The sequence below is a fragment of the Methylocaldum sp. RMAD-M genome, assembly GCF_017832375.1.
Lineage (GTDB): Bacteria > Pseudomonadota > Gammaproteobacteria > Methylococcales > Methylococcaceae > Methylocaldum.
This window is the reverse complement of record NZ_JAFIBZ010000017.1, coordinates 61,683-81,363: the sequence shown is the minus strand read 5'-3', so window position 1 is coordinate 81,363 and position 19,681 is coordinate 61,683. Positions and strand designations below refer to the sequence as shown.

Sequence of the window (19,681 nt, the reverse complement as noted above, 5' to 3'; positions counted from 1 at the left end):
GGCGGCGGCCCGAAATACCAGGAGGGTATTTACAGGCCTGATTAATAAGGGCTCAAATGGCAGTTCTCCAGACATACAATCCCTACCCCCTTTTTTACTTGGACAAGGTGTCCTTCGAATATCGGTTTAGTCTCCTCCCGCCCCATAAGGGAGCCGATATTTGGATCGAAATGACGGACAGCCACTTTCATCCTCGGCATCCAAATATTTCAATGATTCGTCGGCCACACCCGCGATAACCTGTGATTCTGGCAAATCCGATTCTTTCATCAAATGCGTTATGGCGAAGAGGCGTTTCGCGTAGGAGGTGACTATGACGAAACACAATCGCAACGTGTATGGGGTAGTCCTACAGCCGTTGACAGTATTGCTTGTCTTTGTGGCATTAGCCTCATCTTCGAGAGCGGACGCTCCAAGACCAGCATTTACCGAACGCGGCATCGAAGGAAGGTGGGGATTTTCGGGGGAGTTCGGGATGATTGTGCCCCCCGCTGCCCCTCAAGCGGTGCCAACGGCCGCCCTTGGCACGGTGATCTTTGATGGCCACGGAGGCTGCGCGGTCACCACGACTGTCAATATCAACGGGACTATCCTCGGACCTCTCACGTCCAAGACGTGCACCCATTCGGTCAATCCCGATGGCACGGGTACCAGTGTCGCCGAGTTCTCGGGAACGGCCTTTGATGGGCCTTCGACAGTCGCGTTTGTGATCGTCGACCGCAATCGCGAGATCCGATTCATCAACATCAACACCACCCTCACGGTCGCCGGATTTACCGCCAAGCGGCAGTAGCTAGAGCCGCTCGATAATGGCATCGCATCTCCTGAATGACTCTTCACATCAACACTGTCATGACCGCAAGCTTTAGTTCCTGCACAAACAGCGATAACGGCAACCGCAGCGAAACCATGAAAGGAGGACAATATGGCACGAGTAGAAGGATTTGAGCCGGCGAATAGCGATCAGGTGCCGGTAGATGCTAATGGAAATCCCGTCGCCGTGGGCGTGTGGGGTGACTCCACCACCGGAGTAGGCGTGTTCGGTACGAGCGGCGCTCTCCCTCCTAACGTAGCGAACATCCCTACTAACATCGCCGGGGTGGAAGGCCACAGCATCCAAAATCCGGGAGTATTTGGCCGCAGCATCGAGGGCGAAGGTGTCGCGGGCGAAAGCTTGCAGAGCCTAGGTATGCTTGGCCGAAGTGCAACCGGCACTGGCGTATTGGGCGTTACATTTGTTCCAACTCCCGACGCCTCTGGTGTCTTCGGCTCCAGCACTACCGGTGGTAACGGCGTGACCGGCTTCGTCGGCGAGGCCACCGGCGTGGTGGGAAGTAGCATCAGGGGTACCGGCGTCCGCGGGACTAGCGGCGATGGGGATGGCGTACTTGGTGAACGTTTCGGTGTACCTACCGGCGGCTTCGAAGCCGGCGTACGCGGACTCTGCGATGCCGGGTTCGGCGTCGTGGGCTCCAGCAACTCTCTAGTGGGTGTGTTCGGCTTAGCCGGCACAGAGCGAACAAGAGGCATTGGCGTAGCCGGAGCAGCAGTCAATACCGGCACCGGCGTATCTGGCGTAGCGGGAGAAGGCACGGGCGTGCGTGGCGATAGTGCCTCTGGCTCCGGTGTGAGTGGCAATAGCCGCGGTGGTTTCTTCAGCGCCGGTGTGAGTGGCGATAGCAGCGGTGGTTTCATCAGCGTTGGTGTGTGGGGTACAAGTTCTGCTCAAAGGGGCATTGGCGTGTACGGCAGAGGGGGTGAAGATGGATGGGCAGCATTTCTCGATGGAAAAGTCGAGGTTTTTGGTCCTTTAATCAAGTCCGGTGGTGGCTTCAGGATCGATCACCCCCTTGAGCCGGCGCACAAGTACCTTGCTCACTCATTTGTCGAGTCGGCCGAGATGAAGAATGTTTATGACGGGGTTGCGGCTCTTGACGGGAATGGGGAGTGTTTTGTGGAGCTTCCTGAATGGTTTGAAGCCCTCAATTGCGACTTCCGCTATCAGCTCACCTCTATTGGCGAGCCTGCCCCTAACCTTCATGTCGCTCGGGAGATTTCAAACAATCGCTTCAATATTGCGGGAGGTAAGTCGGGGATGAAAGTTTCTTGGCAGGTAACAGGCATTCGCAAGGATTCTTGGGCGCAAGCACATCCATTAATAGTAGTGGAAGAAAAGCCTGCGGATGAGCAGGGTTATTATCGGCACCCAGAGTCGTACAATCAGCCCCCGGAAAATAGCACTTTTTGGAAGGGGAACTCTGAATTAAGGCTTCAGCTTGCGGCGCAACAGGAAGGCTTATTCAGCAAAGAGATTGACCAGCTACGAGCCAAACAGATGGCATCTCCAGAAGAGCCATCGAAGATCGACCGCGCCCGCCTTGAGGAGGAGTGGCGACGGGTGGAGGAGTTAGTGCAGCGAATGGGCCAGCCGACCCTGAGTAAGGATAGCGAGTAACCGAGGGCCTCGGAAAGCCACCACAGGCAGGACACAAAGTCCGCGCACGAAACGGACGGTCACGTCTACATCGGTTTCACTTTCGATGTAGGGTGCGTTGCGTGCACCCTGCATCGTCGAACCGTATGCAGCGCACAGTATCTCCTTCATCATTTTCTAGCTTTTAGCTCCCCTGAGTACATTCCGCAAATATTTGCGGAATCTCGACTGATTGGCTTGATTGGCGGGGTTGTCCTGCAGGTTGCCTATGCCGCAAGACTTCCCTGAATGTACTTAGAGCGTTTTCATCTCGCTCGTACGGCAAAACAGGCTTGGCGGACGTCGTTGGCGCCTTCGGCTCGGGTGAATGGATTCAAGCATTCGTAGGTCGGCAATCCTTTCCCAATCGCAAACGGTCGCTTTAGTCGCGACCCTTCCGACGAAGACGCTCGGCCGGACGTGGCGTCGGGAAGGGCGGCTTCGGCGCTCCAATCGCAAACGGTCATCCCAGGAGCGCTGGGATGACCCTTCCAATCGCAAACGGCCTGGCCGGGAGCGCTGGGATGACCCTTCCAATCGCAAACGGCCTGGCCGGGAGCGCCGGCCAGCCCCTTCCCCGGATGACCGTTTGCGATTGGGGAAGGATTCCCGACCTACTCGCGAGTGCCCGTACAGGCGGTATGAAAATGCTCTAGCCCTGCCTGTCAGCGCCCAAGCCTAACTGTGCGTATATCGACTCCTCCCCGAGCGCAAGAAACCGATCGATAGGGATGGCGACAAGGAAGCGCATGCAGTCGTATATCCGGCATCTTGAAGTGGGCTCTTGGTGGCCCGTGCCGACATGGAATCTGCGCACGGAGCGCCAATCGCTACAAGCGGCACGCGAGCTGCCGGCAAAGTTATCGGCGTCAATCCGTGTGGGTACAACCCTCTTAGCCATGATGGGCGATCGGTCTCAAAGCAAGCGAGTGAATAGGACATCAAAACTCTGCGAACATCATTGTCACGAAGCCACGGCATAGGCGCTGCGCGCCAGCTTGCGCCGTGGTCGGCACGGCGGCCGCTATAGGGATGGCAGCCCGCAGCGCGGCGTAACAGTTCCGCATCAACTTCGAAATCTTTTGATCACACTCCATGGTTATCCTTGAACGTGTTTATCGGACTATCGAAGTCTCCAATAGCGATCATCCAAGGCCCCGGTACCGGAATGCCGCTTTTCTCTCGGCCTTGACCATTGGCCGATAGAGACACGTGACGAAATGTAGTTCACGGAAACATCAAGAAATGCGCATAGGATCGCCCCGGTACACGTATAACCTGGCTTGGGGATTAATTCCGATACCCCGCAGCGGGACTTGACGGGTATTCGGTCGCAAGGGAAAGTGCGCCGATAAACTCGAACGAGCCGGCCTTGGTCGCGCTGGACTCCGAGTCATGCCCCAAATTGAACAAATGCAGAAAGCGAATATGGAAAAAGCCATCGAAAAGAAAAGACGCCCGACGAAATCTCGAAAGAGAAATCACCGCCAGGGCGAAACGGCCGGCACCCACCTGACGGCCAGCGTACCCCGCGCCTATTCGAACGAAACCGCGGCGGCCGTTCAAACTCGCTTAAGAGAACACCGCTTCGATCACGCTGAATTGATCTGTATCACCGATCCGGAAGATCGGCTGCTCGGGTGTGTCGTTCTGGAGGATTTGATCGCCTTGCCCGCGGAGACGCCTATGGGAGACGTTCTTAAGGCACTGCCCATGGTTCGCGTAGACGAAGATCAAGAGAAACTGGCGTCCTTGGCGCTGCACCATCGGCTGACCGCGGTTCCCGTCGTCGACCATGGCGGACATTTCCTCGGCGTGGTACCGCCCCTGGCGCTGATGCACATCTTGCGACATGAGCACGTGGAAGATCTGCACCGCCTCGCCGGGATCAAACGCGAGACGCATCAAGCGCGGGAAGCTATGGAATCGGCCCCGCTGCGGCGAGCGCGGGACCGGTTGCCTTGGTTGATGCTTGGTTTGGCGGGCAGTGCCTTGGCGACCCAGGTCGTTGCGCAATTCGAGGCACAATTGCAGGACCGGATCGCTATCGCCTTTTTCATTCCGGGTTTAGTTTATATCGCCGATGCCATCGGCACTCAGACCGAGGCCATTGCCGTACGCGGGCTATCGCTCTCTCATGCGAACCTCCGCTCGCTGCTCGGCGGGGAAATGCGGACCGGCCTACTGATCGGCCTTACCTTGGCTGCCGTCACTCTCCCTATAATCTGGCTGATCTTCGGGGACTTTTATCTGGCGCTGGCGGTTGCCGTGGCGTTGTTTTCGGCCGGCTGCGTGGCGACGACGATTGGGCTCTTTCTTCCGTGGCTGTTGGGGGAGTTGGGAACGGACCCCGCCTACGGCAGCGGCCCTCTCGCAACCATTCTGCAGGACGTCATGAGCCTTTTGATCTATTTCGCCGCGGTCAACCTCTTTTTATTTTAGAAAGCGGCAGGGAATGCAGTGACTTCGCTCAATCCGGCTTAAGCGACCTTGCCACCCCCCTCCGCCGGTTGCGAAACCGACGATCTTGCTCAGGCTACGATTTATTTCCGTTACGACGCTGTTCATCTTTTGGCAATAACGCTTTAATGACCCTCCGGGATCGACAGTGTTAAGGATCGGTCTCACGGTCATCAACTGATCTCTCGGCAATCCGGAGCCACGGTGTATGCATCCACACATCGGTCTAGATCATCTCACAGGCTACCGCTTTCAGATCATCGAACTCAGCGCGGACACCAACACGGTACTGCTCCACTACGAAGAAACCGCCTGGCCGCAGGAGGTCGAACCCACCCGCCGGATGGCGTGGACCGAATTCGTCGATCATCTTATCCAGGGCCACTTTGAAATCCTGCGAGATCTCGCCCAGTCGGACCGGTGAAAATGGTTGTCGCGAAGCCCGTGCGGCATGCAGCCTCGTTATCGGAATCGAGGTGACAGGCTGCTCCACGGGAATGGGGCATTCGCGTTTATCGCCGGTTTCGCCGATCGGCGATCACGGGCCCGTTAATCCGTCTTACGGGCTGCCGATGCCTCTCGCCCCATCAGAAAATTAGCGATGCGAAAGAGCTTCTGCCGTCCTTGGGGCGGAGAAAGCCCCCGAGTCAGAGGGAAAGCCAATTCCGCCAGTTCTTCCGCGCGCTCTCGTGTGAGCGTGGCGCAACGCCGCCGGTACTCGATCAGTGCGTGCCGTTCGGAAGGGGTAAGGGAAAAAGGCGGGGGTTCCGCCTCGGAATAGTCGTCGATGACGGCGGATTGTCCGGCATCCGGCCGATAGACCACCACGGTGCCGGCCGAGATGTCGCCTAGCCGTTTGTTGTCGGCGTTGCACCCCATGGCGATGAGCCCGAACGCGTAGCCGACCGGCAAAGCGTCGACAAAGCGCAAGGTGTTGCGGATGAAGGCGGCATCCCAGCCCGCCGGCGTTCCGTCTTCGCGCAACACCGCCAATTTGCACAGGCGTTTTCCCGGCGTAGCGCCGTCATTCAAGGCCTCGAACGCGATGTTGTAAAACCAGCCGAGGACGAAATAAGTCAGTATGACAAGACCCTGCCCCAATGCGCCGAAATACCGCAGCACCACCACGGCGCAAACGAAAATCAGAAGACGTATCAGGGCATCGATCAAAAAGGCGCGCGCCCGCGCCACCGGCCCGGCGACGCGAAGTCTGAGCTCGCAGCCCTCCGGGGTGGCGACGGATCGGACGGTGTCGAGCGGGGCGGCGGAAGCGGTCATGGCGTCAAGCGATGAAGATGTCTTTGTAGGCCTTGTACGTCGAGCCGATGAACACGGGCATCAGGATCAGCCAACCCAGGGCCAAGGGGATGGTCGCGAGGAATCCCAGCACCATGCCCGCAATGCCGTAGACCAGAAACGGCATGATGTTGCGGAGACACCCCCTAAAGCTGAGACCCATGGCCTCAAGCGCTCCCTTATCATGAAACACGACCAAGGCCGGCGCGAACCAAACGGCCATCATCACCGGAACAAGCAAGGCCATCATCACCAGAACGGCCAAGAGAAGCACCATCAGATCCGGCGCTTCCGGCGGGGTTCCCGACAAAAAGCCCACTGCACCCGAAGCCCCGAGTGCAACCGCGAATACACCGAATCCGATCACCGCGCTTCCGAGCAGGTACAGCAAACCGACCAGCAGAAGCGTTGCGAAACGGCTCTGGAATCCCGCGAACAAATGGCCGAAAGCGAGCCCTTGACCTTGTTCGAGGGAACGGCAACCGAGCATCAAACCGCCGAACAGCACCGGGTAGGCCAGGCTGAACAAGAGGTTCACAAACGGAATCAAGTTGAGGACGATGCCCAACAAAAGCATGACGACGACAATTCCGATCCAGGTTCCAGGTGCCTCCTTGAACAATCCCCAGCCTTCGCTCAACCATGTCCAGCCGCGCCCGGCATCGTTCCGATTCGGCTTTTCCAGAAGCACGCCGGAATTCTCCGGAATGGGATCGGCCACTCGCGACCGGGGAGCCTGAAAGGGATTGTGGGAAGCATCGTTGGAAGACGGATCACGACCCGTAGTGTCCATAGGAACCTCTCTTCTTTTTGGTTTAGTTAAAAAACGCCGCTACGCTTCATGTCCCAGTAGCGGTTAACGAGCGCCACCGGCAGTTCCGCCGGGGCGACATCCAGTACGGCGACACCCTGGGCGCGCAAGGCGGCCAATTGCCGCCGGCGCTCGCGGCGGTAATCCACCGCCGCCGCATAGGCCAAGGCGCCATCCAAATCGGTTACCGGCTCATGGAGGAGAGCGTCCAAGGACGTTTCCCTCAAATTCGCCAGGAGCACCAGATGCCGCCGCCGCAGAATGGCGAGGGCCGGCGGCAGCGTGGATTCGTCTTCGTCGCGCAGATTGGTGAGGAGCACGATCAGCGAACGTTTGCTCAAGCGCTCGCATAGGGCCTGGCTGGCGATCAGATAATCGGACGTTTGCAGCGAGGGCTGAAGGTCGTGCACGGCATTGAGCAAGCGCTGCACCGTGACGAGCGATTTGCGGGGAGCGAAGTAGCGCGGCTCGGCCTGGGCAAAAGTCGAAAGCCCCACGCCGTCGCCTTGGCGCAAAGCCACGTAGGACAACAGCAGCAGCGCGTTCAGCGTATGGTCGAAATGCGACAGGGCATCGTCCTTGGCACGCATGCGCTGGCCGCAATCCAGCAGAAACACGATGTTCTGGTCTCTTTCGTCCTGATACTCGCGGGCGATGGGTTTGCGCTTGCGGGCAGTGGCCTTCCAGTCGATTTGCCGCAAGGCATCGTCGCGGCAATACTCCCGCAACTGGTGGAAGTCCAGACCCTCGCCGCGCCGCCGCCTGCGCAGAACGCCGATCTGGGACAAGCGGTTATCGGTCGCGAACACCGAGTATCGAGTGATTTTTTCGAAATCCGGGTAAACCCGCACCGTCTCATCGCCGCCGACCCGGTACTGGGTCAGCCATAGGCGCAGCGGCGAAAGAAGCCGCAACTCGATCCCGCCGAAGACATGGGGCCCCCGTTCCAGGGGCTGCGCCATATAGCCGAGTTTCGCCCAATGGCCGCGCGACAGCTTGAAAAACAAGGGCAAGCCTTCTGCGGAAAACGTCTCGGGATGGCGGTCGAACACCCAGCCCGCGACGCTGCGCTCGGGGCTGGCGAGGCGGAGACGGACGGTTTGCGTCACCCCTACGGGCCAGGCATCCTCGATTTCCCGCTCGACCCGCACCGGATTGCGGCGACTGAGGGCCAACCACCCGTCCGCCAGTGCCGCGCTCAGCAGCGCCGCCCCGGCGAATTGCCAGACCGCAAGCCATGACGGCCACACCGCCACGAACACGGCGAGACCGAACCAGGCGGCGAGCGCGATCAAAAGGACGCGATGAGGCAGGAGCACGAGAAACCCCGGTCAGAAGCGCGGCGAGGGAACCTGGTCCAGCAGCGCCCGGAGCAGCGTGTCGGCACTCGATCCCTCGATATCCGCCTCCGGAGAAGTCGCCACGCGATGGCGCAACGCCGGCAAAGCCACCGCCTTGATATCGTCCGGCGTGGCGTAACTCCGCCCCGACAGCAGTGCGCTGGCGCGGGCCGCGCGGACCAAAGCGATGCTGCCTCGGGGACCCGCGCCGATGGACAGGCGCGGATGCTCGCGGGTAGCTCGGCTTATCGAAACGGCATAGCGGAGCACCCGGTCGTCCACCTCCACGTGGGCCGTCAACCGCTGCAGCGCCGCCACTTGTTCCGGGCCGATCAGGACCGCCACGTTATCCACGGCCAATTCGCCCCCGGACCGGCGCTCGATCACCTGGCGGGTGAGCGCCAATTCTTCCTCCATATCGGGGTAATCGATGCGTATCTTGAGCAGAAACCGGTCCAATTGCGCTTCCGGCAGAGGATAGGTGCCCTCCTGTTCGATCGGATTCTGGGTGGCCAGCACCATGAACGGTTGAGGGACCGCCATCGAGCGGCCTTCCAGAGTCACCTGGCCTTCCTGCATCACTTCGAGCAGCGCCGCCTGGGTCTTCGCCGGAGCGCGGTTGATCTCGTCGGCCAGCAGGAGATGGGTGAAGACCGGCCCTTCGCGGGTAATGAACTGGCTGCTGCCCATATCGAAGAAGGTATGGCCGACCACGTCCGAAGGCATGAGGTCGGGCGTGAACTGAATCCGCGCGAAGCGTCCGGAAAAGGTCTTCGCCAGCGCCTTCACCAGCAGCGTCTTGCCGAGACCGGGCACGCCCTCGAGCAGCACGTGCGAGCCGCAGAGCAAACCGATCAGCACCTCGTCGATCATCCGCTCCTGGCCGATCAGCACCTTGCGGAGCTCGGCACGAATCGACCGGAGCAGCACTCCGGCCTTGTCCACTTGTTCATCGAGCAAACGGGTTACCGCCATAAATCCTCACAATCGTTGTTTAGCCCATATTTCTCACACCCCTCCAATCGCAAACGGTCGCTTCGGGAGCGCCGAAGCGACCCTTCCTACTACGGACGCCGATCCGCACGCTATGACGCGCCGTCTTTGCGCTGCGCTGTCCGGCTGCGCACAAAGTCCAGGGCGGCCGTCCTTGGCCGCCCGCTCGGCGGGCCCATCCTTCACCGGAGGATCGGCTTTTCCGCCTCGCCCCTCTCGCCGGCTCGACGTAGTGTCAGCTACGCCTTCGCCGCCGCTCGGTCCGTGCGGCACGCCACAGCGGCATCTCGACGCCCTCGCTACGAAGGGGTGTGAGAAATACGGGCTAGTTCTTGCACCGTGCGCACGCAGTCGACGAAATGCCGCGGCGATAGCTTTTCCGGCGCGGCCAGGACCGCCGTCACCCGGTTCTCGGGAATCCCGCTCATACCGGAGAGAATTCTCGCCTGTTCCGACTCGGAGACCTGCGCGATGCGCGGATGCCGCTGAAGAACATATCTCCGCAATTCCTGCCGCATCACGTTTTCCCAGTGAGCCCGCCCATCTTCGCCGTGACGCCAGACGGCGCGTCCGACGGCGGAAAGATGCTCGATCAGGCTGCGCCTCGCCGGATTCGCCGACGGCAGCATCCCGCCGAACCGCGGCACGATACGCCAAAGCCAGGCCGCGATCAGCAGCGCGCCGCTGATCAGCGCCATCCACGCGGATTCGGCCAGCCATTCCCAGAGCGTCGGAACCTCGAGCCTGGTAGCCAGACGCACTTCGCCCTGCGGCTGGTAATGCCGCATCAGCCCCCAGATCAGTTCGGCGTGATCGTGCTCGCCGATCCGCCGATTGGAGAGAAACGTGAAGCCGTCGAGTACCGTAATCCGGCCTTGGCCATAGTCGTAATGCAGCACGGTGCTGCGCGTATCGACCACTCCCGCTTTCCAGACCGGTGCCGGGTCGGTCGGCACCAGACCCCAGCCGTTTGACCCGAACGTCCTTTGCAGCCGCAACGGCTTGTCCCGCGCCGGAAGACGCACTTCAACCGTATCCGGCTCGTCGTCGGACCGCGCATCCGAAGGTTCGCACATCTGCGCTCCATCCTGTTCGTCCTCCGCGCCGTCTTCCTCCTTAGCGGCGGTTTTCTTGGGCTCGATCTTCGGGGGCTCGTACCATCCAATCCCCAGACGCTTCAGGATGGGGTCGTCGACTCGGCGGTATTCCGCCGCAACGATCAAATAGCCGCCGCGGCTCACCCAATCGAACAGGGCGTCGGCGCGGCGCGCATTGACGTAGATGCGGCGGCCGCGATCCAGCAGCAACACCCCGCCCGGCGTCAGCTCATCCAATACCAAGGCATTGCTGACCCGCGCCACCGGTCGCCCGAGCCGCCCCATGAGACGGTCGAAAGCCAAATAAGGGTCGCGCCGAGCCTCCTTGCCCGGTTTCTCCCAAGTCGTGACCGGTACGTAATCGAAGTTGGAAAAAAACCAGGCGGCGCTCAGCGCGACCAGCGCCAGAACCCCTGTCGAACTCCAGATCACCGTTCGGCTCAGAGGTAGTGAAAAAACCGTCGCGAGCGGTCCGAGTCCGCGCCGAGAAGCGGAGGCGTACAAGGGGGTACGTTGAGCATCGCAGGCGCGGACTTGGGTCGCGCAGTAGGTTTTTTTACTGCCTCTCATATATTAGTCCGCGAAATGATCAGACCAACGGTCGCAGAGATCGGCGAGTTGCGGCACGGGCGGCGCGGCATGGGCGTAAGCCGCGAGCTTCCAGGCCCGCAACAGCTCGGCGAAATAACGCTCGCCGGCCTCGTCGATTCGCCCCCGTATCCGCTCCAGGCAATTGCCTTCGGTATCCCCCGGGCGGAAGTCGACATAGGCGCGATGAATCAAAGAAACCAGCGCCCCGCGATAAAGCAGCGAAAGTGCGGCGGCATATTCCCCCGCCTCAAGGTGCCGTTTCGCAGCGGAGACGAGGTCCGCCGGCAGCGAATCCGGCCGCACGTCCAACCCGAACAGGGTTTCCGGAACGTTGCGGACGGCAGGACTCCGGATCAGCCATCTCTCGCGATAGCGATAAAGCAAAACGATCAGGCCCGCGGCCAGAACGGCGGCTGCGACAAAGCTGAGGCTCCGGATCGCCTTCGCCATCCACTCGGCAAACGTCTTCAACAGCTCCAGCGCACTGGAATCGTCCGATGGCGACTCGCTCTCCGAATCGCGGTAGCGCCACGTCCAATCCTGAACTTCCCGGCCGAATACCGGATCGACCAACACCTCCCGAATCGCCCGTTCCGCTTCGCCGGTCTCGGCGACGCTCGCGGGAGGCTGGTCCGCGAAGACTTCACCGGGAGCTTGAAACCAGAACAGGCCGGCGAAACAAAGACACGCCATCATCAGGGCCGCTTTCCGTGGAGTCTCCTCCCGCCCTTCCGATTCCGCCTCGATGCGCCGGCTCAGACGGCGAAAACCCAGCTCGATGTCCCAGCCTTCGAGTTCGTTGCGGCGATTGAGATACAGCGTGAAGCCGGCGGCGACGTAGAACGGCTCGATCAAAGTCTCCCCCGCCAGATACGCGAGGTCGGACAGCACCAAGAGCCAGGCGTCCGACTCGCCGTGAAAAAGAGCCGCCCAGTCGAAAAGCGGCTCGATCTCCCGCGGCCGAAACAGTTCGATCGAAAGGATCAGCGAAATCTGGAGAAATGCCGAGAAATGCGCACAGAGATAGGTGAGCCACACCGCGCATCCGCGCGTCTTGCTATCGAGCGCCCGGCGCCGAGCCGCCGCCGCTCGCCCGCGCTGGCCCTCCAGTTGCGCGATTGGAAGATGAAACGAACGGGCCAAGCTGAAACGCCCTAGGGTCAGCCCCATGAGCAAGCCGGAATTCCGGATGAGCCGCGGCAGCGACCGCCAAATCTCCCGCGTGCTCGGCGCCCGTCCGAACGAGGCTTCCGCGTAGACCTTCAACAGTATTCGATCGAACAGCGGCTTGAACCACCACACGCTGATCGCGGCAACGGCGGGCCACTGCCACAGGAGAAGAAACACGATCAGAGCGAACGGCACCATGGTGGCGAACCAGGCACGATAAACCAGCCGATGCCAGTGCCGCAGCACAACCAATCCCAGATCCAGGGCCTCCCAGGGCGTGCGTCGGCGGAGATCCAGACAGAGTCGTTCAAGCTGCACGGCGGCTTCGTCCGACGAGAGAGAAATAGGCCAGCAGCGAGAGCCAGAATGCCATCCCGACGCCGTATTTGAGCTCCACGGGAAGCGTTCGGATCGGCGACCAGAACGCTTCCACGAAAGCGGCGCAAAAAGTCAGTCCGGCCGCTGCGTAAAGGAGATGCACCGCCCGCTGCGCCGCCCGCTTGACCGCATCGGCGCGGCGGAGTCTCCCCGGCGCAATCAGGGCCAGTCCGATTTTCAGGCCGGCCGCACCGGAGAGTACGGCGCCTATCAGCTCCGGCGCGCTATGCCCCGCGACGAAGCCCCAAAACGTCTCGATATAGCCGACTTGCGTCAGATACCCCGCCACCGCGCCGATCACCAGCCCGTTATAAATCAGGAAAAATACGCTCCCGAGGCCGAAAGCGATGCCCCCTGCAAAGCACTGGAAGTCGATGCGCACATTGTTGGCAATGTAGAACCCCAGCATCATCACGTCGTCGGACGCATCCCGAGGCCGCCCCAGCCGTTCCGCCGTCGGGGCGTACATTTCTTCCACGGAACCCACCGTTTCCGGCGAGAGCAGGAAATAAACGCCGTCCGGATAAAACTGAAGCACGGCGAGAGAGAGAAACAAAGGCAGGAAAAACAGTGCCGCCGAAGCCCAGACCAGCCGGGCCTCGCTCCGGACCAGAACCGGCAAATCGTGCAGCACGAAACGAAGCCACCGGCCTCCCCCCGCCCTGCGCGCGCCATAAATGCGCTGATGGGCCGCCAAGACCCGATCGCGCAGCGCATCGAGCAGAGGCTCCGAATAGCGGCGGTCCCGCGCCAGGGACAAATCCCGGCACAGCCCCCGAAACTGACGCGGCAAACTCTCCACCGTGATCGCCGCCGGCCCCGACTCGGCACCCGAAGCATCGCTCCGCTCCCCCTTTCCGCGAAGCCCGCCCGCCAGCCACCGATCCCACGCGTCCCAATCCGCTCGCCGCGTTTCGATGAATTGATATTCCTTCACATCCCGGTCCGAAAAGATTTGAAGGCTTAGTTTAGTCCAGGTGGGCGATCTTGGCCGCCGACCATGCTCGTTCCCAAGCTCCCGCTTGGGAACCCGGCCTCGGAAGCTCCGGCTTCCACTAGCCCCCTAAATGAACGACTAAACTCAAACCCATGCCCCGTAGCCGCTACCATATCCTGCAAAATCAATCGCCCCACTTCCTAACGGCAACGATCAACCACTGGCTGCCGCCGTTCACCCGCCCGGAAACGGTGAATATCGTGCTGGATTGCTGGCGGTTTCTGCAGCGGGAAGCCGGCTTCCAGCTCTACGGCTACGTCATACTGGAAAACCACCTGCACCTCATCGCCGCTTCGCCCGATTTGAGCCGGGATATGCAGCGCTTCAAGTCCTACACGGCCAGGCAAATCGTCGCGTACCTTGAGCAACGCGGATCGGTCAGGATGTTGGAGCTGCTGGCGCTATTCAAGCGACATCACAAAACCGAAAGCACTTATCAGATTTGGGAAGAAGGCAATCACCCGCAACTCATCGAATCGGAAGCGGTCATGCGGCAAAAAATGGACTACATCCACCAGAACCCCGTCAAACGCGGCTATGTGGATCAGGCCGAGAGCGTTTTTCGCCGCAGCATAGCGGTGTGAATTGGGAACTCGGCACCCTGAATGCAGGCACAAATATGGTTGTAGGTCGGCAATCCTTTGCCGGCAAAGACGTCGGGAAGGGATTCCCGACCTACTACATCGACCAGAACCCGGTCAAGCGCGGCTGTGTGGATCAGGCCGAGAGCGTTTTTCGCCGCAGCATAGCGGTGTGAATTGGGAACTCGGCACACACCCTGAATGCAGGCACAAATATGGTTGTAGGTCGGCAATCCTTTGCCGACAAAGACGTCGGGAAGGGATTCCCGACCTACGGCAGCCTGGGTCGCACACCACACCGGAAAATGCTCGAGCATTGGCGCGATTCCAGCGCGGAACTATGCCAGCCAGGAAGGTTTGATCGAAGTGGTGCGGGCGTGGTGAGTTGTTTTTGAAGCTGGAGCTTCGACGGGAGAGTTCCCAAGCGGGAGCTTGGGAACGAGCGAAACTATGTTTACTGAAACGGACGCAGCCGAAGTCAAAAAATAAAAGCCTGACCCCGTCACCTGATCGTACCGAATGACTCAAACATCGACGTAATCGCGCTCGGATCGGACCAACACCATTAGATGAATTGAACTGTCACTCCTTGCCGGTTTTGGTTATTCACTCGGGGTGGTTACGGCAACCTGTTAGCGACCAAATAATAGTAGTCTGGCACATGTTGTTCACGCGGCGCTGATCAGCCAATGGTTGCCGCCAATTCGGCTTTGACCTTTTCAACGAGTTCCGGGCCTTTGGCCACCCGGTCGCCACCTCCCAACGCCTCGTAAGTGGCATTTACAGCGGCAAGGCTTTCCCGAATGCTGTCGTCCGTGATTTTGTCTAGGTCAATCGTTGCTAGATCGCTGGCGGATGGCGAATTCTTTCCGGCGGCGAGGGCCGCCACCCTCATGGCAATATAAAACCTGAGGTTGTTCCTGCGATTGTTGCGCTCCCTGGCATCTAGATCCCACTCCGAGCGAAGTAGTGTGTCTACCCGTTTCACGATGGAGGCGCACACCCGATAAATCTCGATCGGATGCGCCGTCGAGAAGACCTTTTCGTAGTCCGCTTGATTCTTGAGTAGGGATGATGGTCTGGCCCTAGCATCGTCCGGCCTTTGCAGCAGGATCGCCATGACTGCCTGGGCCATGAGCGGAATCCCAACGATTTTCTCAAGCGGCCGTCCCTCGTTCTTATGGAAGTTCTTTCTCCGGTCATAATAGAGCCCGAAGGGGCGAAGATATTCCTCAATGTCCCTATGGATCTTGTCGGTTGCCCGCAGAGAGGCTGGTGGAATATTGGTTTGGCTGTTCGTGGCCTTGATGACGCGGTCGCGGCTCTCGGCCTTGGTGGGGACAATCACCCGTACGAGGACATGACGATCTTCGCCTTCGGTATTGGCCTCGCTGAAATAGCGGAAGATCTCGGTGGACGTCTGGAGGCCGTTGACGATCTGAGGATCTTCGAGTGTCAAGGTCTTGCCGCTTTGGGTGGCTTTGGCGGCGATTATGGTGATGCCATTATTGAGCCACCAGAAGTCCTCTCCGCTCCTGACCCGCAAGGATTGAGCGATCTCCTCGTTAACAGCGGTCGAGCCCTGGTAATCACGCACATTCGCCTCGAAAAGGTTGCGGCGGAGCCGGCCGTCCCCGTCTCGGATAAACTTGTCGAAATCCCGTATCCTGACTAAGCAGATGTAACCGACCTCCCCAGCGGAGCTGATCGGCGTCTCCGAGAGCGCGAGCTCATGGGATGCCGGAGGCTGGCGGCGAGCTAGGGCGAGTAGCTCCGAAGCTCCAAGGAACTCGAATCCGTATTCTGCATTGGAGAAGAGCCCCCTAATTTTATCGCCTAACAGAGTGGCTTTCCTACTGACATTCTGATGGATTTCGGAACCTTTAGATGCATAGACGAAGCGGAACTTGAGCGCCGGGAATTTCGCGGCAAGCCCCTTGTAAACCATGCGAAAGATCTCCGCTGCCGAGCGAAGGCCCTCGTTATAGACAGACTTAAGTGGCTCTAGATCTCTCCCTAGGTCGAAGATGTCCTCGGAGGTCACCGTCATTTTCTCGATCGCACTCTCCCCGAAGCTCTCGGAAAGCTTTGCCTGGATAATCACGACCTCAATAAGAATATTTTTCTTGAGAGGCGCAAGATCGATGTCCTCCTGGGCCATCTCCCCGTTGACGAGAACATACATAGCGTCGATCCCTCCGTCCCCTCCGCTGCCGATGAGTCCGGCCTCAAGCTCCTCGTAGGCGAGGTCATGGTTTTTGAGCACCTGCTCGGCGACGAACATCTCGAAAAACTCCGATTTAGAGGCCGTCGGAACTGTTTCTTGGTGCCGCTGGTCGAGAATCTGATCCAGGATGATCTTGTCGTTAACGCTCATGCTTGGTGCCGTGGCTAGCCAGAAAAAATTCATTGTACCGCGACTACGAAAAGGCCTGAGCTGACTTCATTTCATTCAGTACCATGTTAAACATTGAATGGTCGCTCTGGCCGAAAACCTGACAGACATTGGGATCAGCCTGGCAGTCTCTAATTGGGTAGCCTGAGACTTTCCGCTGATACTGGGTAAACTCCAATCTGAGCTGACACATGCTTGGCCATTTAAGAATCTAGCCTCTTGGAAGTTTGAAAAAAATCAAGCAGGAGCTTTGCAAGGAAACAGAGATTCCTTTGCGAATGGCGTCTTCCCGGACATTCGCGTAAACCCGTCCGCCAAAGCCTGAAGCCTTCGGCGAGCGTCCCACCGATCTTTGTTATAATCCCGCGGTCCAATCCCCTAACACCGCCGTCCACAACCTTCCCCACCCTTAAATGCCCGAGCACATCCTGTTTCTCACCGGCAAGCTGGCGGAAAAGCAGTTGCGCCGCACTCTCGAGGAGATGGAGCCGGAGTTCGGGTATACCGTGCATCAGCTGGGGCTGACGGTGGCGGCGCTGATGACGGCGGACATGATTCGGCGGCGGCTCAAGGACACCTTCGGGGCCGACCGGGTGCTGGTGCCGGGGCGCTGCCGGGGCGATCTGGAAGCCTTGTCGAAGGACATGGGCATTTCCATCGAGCGCGGGCCGGAAGAATTGCACGATCTGCCGGAGTTTTTCGGCAAGAAGAAGAAAAAGCCGGACATCGGCCGTTACGAACTCCGCATCTTCGCGGAAATCGTCGACGCGCCCCGGATGGACATCGACGGCATTCTGCGCCAGGCGCGGGACTACCGGAAGGACGGGGCCGACGTGATCGATGTCGGCTGTTTGCCGGAGACGCCGTTTCCGCATCTGGAGGAAGCGGTCCGCGCGCTCAAGGCCGAGGGATTTCAGGTCAGCGTCGATTCGCTGGAAAACGACGATCTGCTGCGGGGCGGCACGGCGGGCGCCGATTTTTTGCTCAGCCTGCATGAAGAAACGCTGTGGATCGCCGATCAGGTGCCCTCGACCCCGATTCTGATTCCCGCCAAGCACGGCGACCTCGATTCGCTGGATCGAGCCATTCAAGCCATGCGGGCCAAGGGCCGAGAATTCATCGTCGATCCTATCCTGGACCCCATCCATTTCGGATTCACCGAGTCGCTGGTCCGCTACCACGAGGTCCGGAGGCGCCACCCGGATGTCGAGATCATGATGGGGGTCGGCAATCTGACCGAGCTCACCCATGCCGACACCGCCGGCATCAATGCGGCCCTGTTGGGAATCTGCTCGGAGCTGCACATCAAACAGATTCTCGCCACCCAGGTCAGCAAGCATGCCCGCAAGGCGGTGCGCGAAGCCGATCTGGCGCGCCGCATCCTGTTCGCCGCGCGCGAACTGAACACACTGCCCAAGCATATCGACGACCGGCTGATGGCTCTGCACGAACGCGCGCCGTTTCCGCTCAGCCGCGATGAAATCGACGAAATCTATCGGCAAATCAAGGACCCGAGCTATCGCATCCTGATCAGCCCCGAGGGCGTGCACATCTTTAACCGCGAAGGCTTTCACACCGCCGCAGACCCGTTCGAGCTGTATCCGATGCTGGGCGTGGAAACCGACGGCGGCCATGCCTTTTATCTGGGGGTCGAGCTGGCCCGGGCGCAGATTGCCTGGCAGCTCGGCAAGCGTTACTCGCAGGACGAGCCCTTGCAGTGGGGCTGCCACGTGGAAGCGCCGGAGCCGACCATCGATCCTCACGCCTACAAACCGGCCGGATCGACTTTGCAGAAAACACCGAAAGACGAAGAATGATTCGCGAGACCATCATCACGAGCTGCTCACCCCAAGGCGTTGCGCATATCGCGCCCATGGGCGTGCACGTATTGGACGACGAACTGCTCATCATGCCTTTCCGGCCGTCCACGACCCTGGATAACGTTCTGGCTACCCGCACGGCCGTCATCAATTACACCGACGACGTGCGCGTCTTCGCCGGCTGCCTGACCGGCCAGCGCGACTGGCCTCTGCTTCCGGCGGAAAGCATCCCCGGCCAACGGTTGGCCGAAACCCTGGCCCATGCCGAACTGGAACTGCTGCGCTGGGAGGAGGACGAACTGCGGCCGAAGCTTTACTGCCGAGTCGTCCACGAAGCGAATCACGCCCCGTTCCGCGGCTTCAACAGGGCGCAATATTCGGTACTGGAAGCGGCGATCCTGGTCAGCCGCCTGGATCGGCTGCCGTGGGACAAGATCGAATCCGAACTCGCCTATCTCCGCATCGGCCTGGACAAGACGGCGGGACCTAAAGAATTCGAAGCTTGGGGCTGGCTGATGGATGCGGTCGAAGCGTTCAAACACGGCAAGACGGACAAGGCGGCTCCGACATGACCGGCATGCTCGCGAGCGTCGCCAACCTTGCCGAAGCCCGGCAGGTTCGGGAAATCGGCGTCGACATCGTCGATTTGAAAAACCCCGCCGAAGGCGCCCTGGGTGCCCTGCCCGTCGCCGATGTCGGCCCCATCGTCAGCCAGCTGGGCCGCGACCGGCCAGTCAGCGCCACCGTCGGCGATCTGCCGATGGAAGCCGATGTCGTGTTGTCCGCCGTGAAAGCAATGGCGGCGACCGGCGTCGATTACGTGAAAATCGGTTTTTTCCCGGGCGGGGACTGGGCCGGCCTCATTCATGGCTTATCCTCCTTAGCCCGCCGCAATGTACGTCTCGTTGCCGTCCTGTTCGGCGACGAATCGCCGGAGCTGCATTGGGTCGGAGAACTCGCCACGGCCGGTTTCGTCGGAGCGATGCTGGACACGCGCGACAAGAAAAAAGGATCGTTGCGGCAAGTATGCCGGAATGATTATCTTCGGACATTCGTTGCCGAAACCCGCTCGCACGGCTTGCTGTGCGGCTTGGCCGGATCGCTTCGCGTGCCGGATATCGCGCCTCTCCTGGCATTGAAACCCGATTACCTGGGCTTTCGGGGCGCTCTGTGCGGCGGGGATCGTACCGATGCCCTGGATCCCGAGTCCGTACTCACCGTTTTGAACCTGGTCCATGGCGAATGCGTTAACGCATCGCCGCGAATCACCGCGTAATTT

General features: G+C 60.0%; 17 protein-coding genes. 8 read left to right on the top strand and 9 right to left on the bottom strand.

Annotated features, from left to right (window positions below; all coding sequences use genetic code 11):
• Positions 1 to 313: 313 nt before the first annotated feature.
• The 4 genes from JOD69_RS16070 (at position 314) to JOD69_RS16055 (ending at position 5,357) form a co-directional block, all read left to right on the top strand.
• A complete protein-coding gene (locus JOD69_RS16070) occupies positions 314 to 793 on the top strand; it encodes a hypothetical protein (protein WP_086133481.1) in 480 nt (159 codons plus the stop codon).
• Between the two features lie 132 nt (positions 794 to 925).
• Positions 926 to 2,455, top strand: a complete 1,530-nt coding sequence (locus JOD69_RS16065) for a hypothetical protein (RefSeq protein WP_086133480.1) — start codon at positions 926 to 928, stop codon at positions 2,453 to 2,455.
• Positions 2,456 to 3,868: 1,413 nt separating this feature from the next.
• On the top strand, positions 3,869 to 4,915 hold the full coding sequence (locus tag JOD69_RS16060) for a magnesium transporter (RefSeq protein ID WP_205780978.1): 1,047 nt from the start codon (positions 3,869 to 3,871) through the stop codon (positions 4,913 to 4,915).
• Positions 4,916 to 5,141: 226 nt separating this feature from the next.
• Positions 5,142 to 5,357, top strand: a complete 216-nt coding sequence (locus tag JOD69_RS16055) for a hypothetical protein (protein WP_086133479.1) — start codon at positions 5,142 to 5,144, stop codon at positions 5,355 to 5,357.
• A 125-nt stretch (positions 5,358 to 5,482) separates the two neighbouring features.
• Here JOD69_RS16055 and JOD69_RS16050 read toward each other — a convergent pair whose 3' ends face one another.
• The 7 genes from JOD69_RS16050 to JOD69_RS24745 form a co-directional block, all read right to left on the bottom strand.
• Positions 5,483 to 6,211 carry an RDD family protein gene (locus JOD69_RS16050; protein WP_086133478.1) on the bottom strand — a complete coding sequence of 243 codons (729 nt, stop codon included), beginning with the start codon at positions 6,209 to 6,211 and terminating at the stop codon, positions 5,483 to 5,485.
• 4 nt (positions 6,212 to 6,215) lie between these two features.
• Complete coding sequence (locus tag JOD69_RS16045; protein ID WP_086133477.1) at positions 6,216 to 7,022, bottom strand: BPSS1780 family membrane protein; 807 nt, start codon at positions 7,020 to 7,022, stop codon at positions 6,216 to 6,218.
• A 26-nt stretch (positions 7,023 to 7,048) separates the two neighbouring features.
• Positions 7,049 to 8,359: a DUF58 domain-containing protein gene (locus tag JOD69_RS16040; protein WP_077730878.1), complete on the bottom strand. Its 1,311-nt coding sequence runs from the start codon at positions 8,357 to 8,359 to the stop codon at positions 7,049 to 7,051.
• Between the two features lie 12 nt (positions 8,360 to 8,371).
• Positions 8,372 to 9,355, bottom strand: a complete 984-nt coding sequence (locus JOD69_RS16035) for a MoxR family ATPase (protein ID WP_086133476.1) — start codon at positions 9,353 to 9,355, stop codon at positions 8,372 to 8,374.
• A gap of 317 nt (positions 9,356 to 9,672) precedes the next feature.
• Positions 9,673 to 11,040 (bottom strand): DUF4350 domain-containing protein, encoded by a 1,368-nt coding sequence (locus JOD69_RS16030; RefSeq protein ID WP_086133475.1) that lies wholly within the window; start codon positions 11,038 to 11,040, stop codon positions 9,673 to 9,675.
• A gap of 3 nt (positions 11,041 to 11,043) precedes the next feature.
• On the bottom strand, positions 11,044 to 12,549 hold the full coding sequence (locus JOD69_RS25255; RefSeq protein ID WP_086133474.1) for a DUF4129 domain-containing protein: 1,506 nt from the start codon (positions 12,547 to 12,549) through the stop codon (positions 11,044 to 11,046).
• Positions 12,539 to 13,546: a stage II sporulation protein M gene (locus JOD69_RS24745; protein WP_168183753.1), complete on the bottom strand. Its 1,008-nt coding sequence runs from the start codon at positions 13,544 to 13,546 to the stop codon at positions 12,539 to 12,541. The genes JOD69_RS25255 and JOD69_RS24745 overlap by 11 nt, the downstream gene beginning before the upstream one ends.
• A 152-nt stretch (positions 13,547 to 13,698) precedes the next feature.
• Between JOD69_RS24745 and JOD69_RS16015 the strand changes: the two genes are divergently transcribed.
• Complete coding sequence (locus JOD69_RS16015) at positions 13,699 to 14,190, top strand: transposase (protein ID WP_086133472.1); 492 nt, start codon at positions 13,699 to 13,701, stop codon at positions 14,188 to 14,190.
• Here the strand turns inward: JOD69_RS16015 and JOD69_RS16010 are convergent.
• Both JOD69_RS16010 and JOD69_RS16005 read right to left on the bottom strand, forming a co-directional pair.
• Positions 14,151 to 14,504 carry a hypothetical protein gene (locus tag JOD69_RS16010; protein ID WP_139841019.1) on the bottom strand — a complete coding sequence of 118 codons (354 nt, stop codon included), beginning with the start codon at positions 14,502 to 14,504 and terminating at the stop codon, positions 14,151 to 14,153. The two genes, JOD69_RS16015 and JOD69_RS16010, sit on opposite strands and share 40 nt — an antisense overlap.
• Before the next feature lie 365 nt (positions 14,505 to 14,869).
• Positions 14,870 to 16,471, bottom strand: coding sequence for an AIPR family protein (locus JOD69_RS16005; protein ID WP_205780977.1), 1,602 nt, complete (start codon positions 16,469 to 16,471; stop codon positions 14,870 to 14,872).
• A gap of 524 nt (positions 16,472 to 16,995) precedes the next feature.
• Between JOD69_RS16005 and JOD69_RS16000 the strand changes: the two genes are divergently transcribed.
• The 3 genes from JOD69_RS16000 to JOD69_RS15990 are packed head-to-tail and all read left to right on the top strand — an operon-like array spanning position 16,996 to position 19,678.
• The gene (locus JOD69_RS16000; protein ID WP_086133471.1) at positions 16,996 to 18,399 is read left to right on the top strand and encodes a DUF6513 domain-containing protein; all 1,404 of its coding nucleotides are present in this window, start codon (positions 16,996 to 16,998) and stop codon (positions 18,397 to 18,399) included.
• Positions 18,396 to 18,974, top strand: a complete 579-nt coding sequence (locus JOD69_RS15995) for a DUF447 domain-containing protein (protein ID WP_086133470.1) — start codon at positions 18,396 to 18,398, stop codon at positions 18,972 to 18,974. The genes JOD69_RS16000 and JOD69_RS15995 overlap by 4 nt, the downstream gene beginning before the upstream one ends.
• Entirely contained in the window at positions 18,971 to 19,678 is a 708-nt protein-coding gene (locus JOD69_RS15990) for a (5-formylfuran-3-yl)methyl phosphate synthase (RefSeq protein ID WP_086133469.1), read from the top strand. The genes JOD69_RS15995 and JOD69_RS15990 overlap by 4 nt, the downstream gene beginning before the upstream one ends.
• Positions 19,679 to 19,681 lie beyond the last annotated feature (3 nt).

Coding starts and splice junctions, on each gene's coding strand:
- JOD69_RS16065 (WP_086133480.1), top strand. CDS start 926: ATGGCACGAGTAGAAGGATTTGAGCCGGCGAATAGCGATCAGGTGCCG.
- JOD69_RS16015 (WP_086133472.1), top strand. CDS start 13,699: ATGCCCCGTAGCCGCTACCATATCCTGCAAAATCAATCGCCCCACTTC.
- JOD69_RS16030 (WP_086133475.1), bottom strand. CDS start 11,040: ATGAGAGGCAGTAAAAAAACCTACTGCGCGACCCAAGTCCGCGCCTGC.
- JOD69_RS16005 (WP_205780977.1), bottom strand. CDS start 16,471: ATGTTCGTCGCCGAGCAGGTGCTCAAAAACCATGACCTCGCCTACGAG.
- JOD69_RS16055 (WP_086133479.1), top strand. CDS start 5,142: ATGCATCCACACATCGGTCTAGATCATCTCACAGGCTACCGCTTTCAG.
- JOD69_RS16050 (WP_086133478.1), bottom strand. CDS start 6,211: ATGACCGCTTCCGCCGCCCCGCTCGACACCGTCCGATCCGTCGCCACC.
- JOD69_RS16000 (WP_086133471.1), top strand. CDS start 16,996: ATGCCCGAGCACATCCTGTTTCTCACCGGCAAGCTGGCGGAAAAGCAG.
- JOD69_RS16010 (WP_139841019.1), bottom strand. CDS start 14,504: ATGCTCGAGCATTTTCCGGTGTGGTGTGCGACCCAGGCTGCCGTAGGT.
- JOD69_RS15995 (WP_086133470.1), top strand. CDS start 18,396: ATGATTCGCGAGACCATCATCACGAGCTGCTCACCCCAAGGCGTTGCG.
- JOD69_RS16045 (WP_086133477.1), bottom strand. CDS start 7,022: ATGGACACTACGGGTCGTGATCCGTCTTCCAACGATGCTTCCCACAAT.
- JOD69_RS16060 (WP_205780978.1), top strand. CDS start 3,869: ATGCCCCAAATTGAACAAATGCAGAAAGCGAATATGGAAAAAGCCATC.
- JOD69_RS16035 (WP_086133476.1), bottom strand. CDS start 9,355: ATGGCGGTAACCCGTTTGCTCGATGAACAAGTGGACAAGGCCGGAGTG.
- JOD69_RS15990 (WP_086133469.1), top strand. CDS start 18,971: ATGACCGGCATGCTCGCGAGCGTCGCCAACCTTGCCGAAGCCCGGCAG.
- JOD69_RS16070 (WP_086133481.1), top strand. CDS start 314: ATGACGAAACACAATCGCAACGTGTATGGGGTAGTCCTACAGCCGTTG.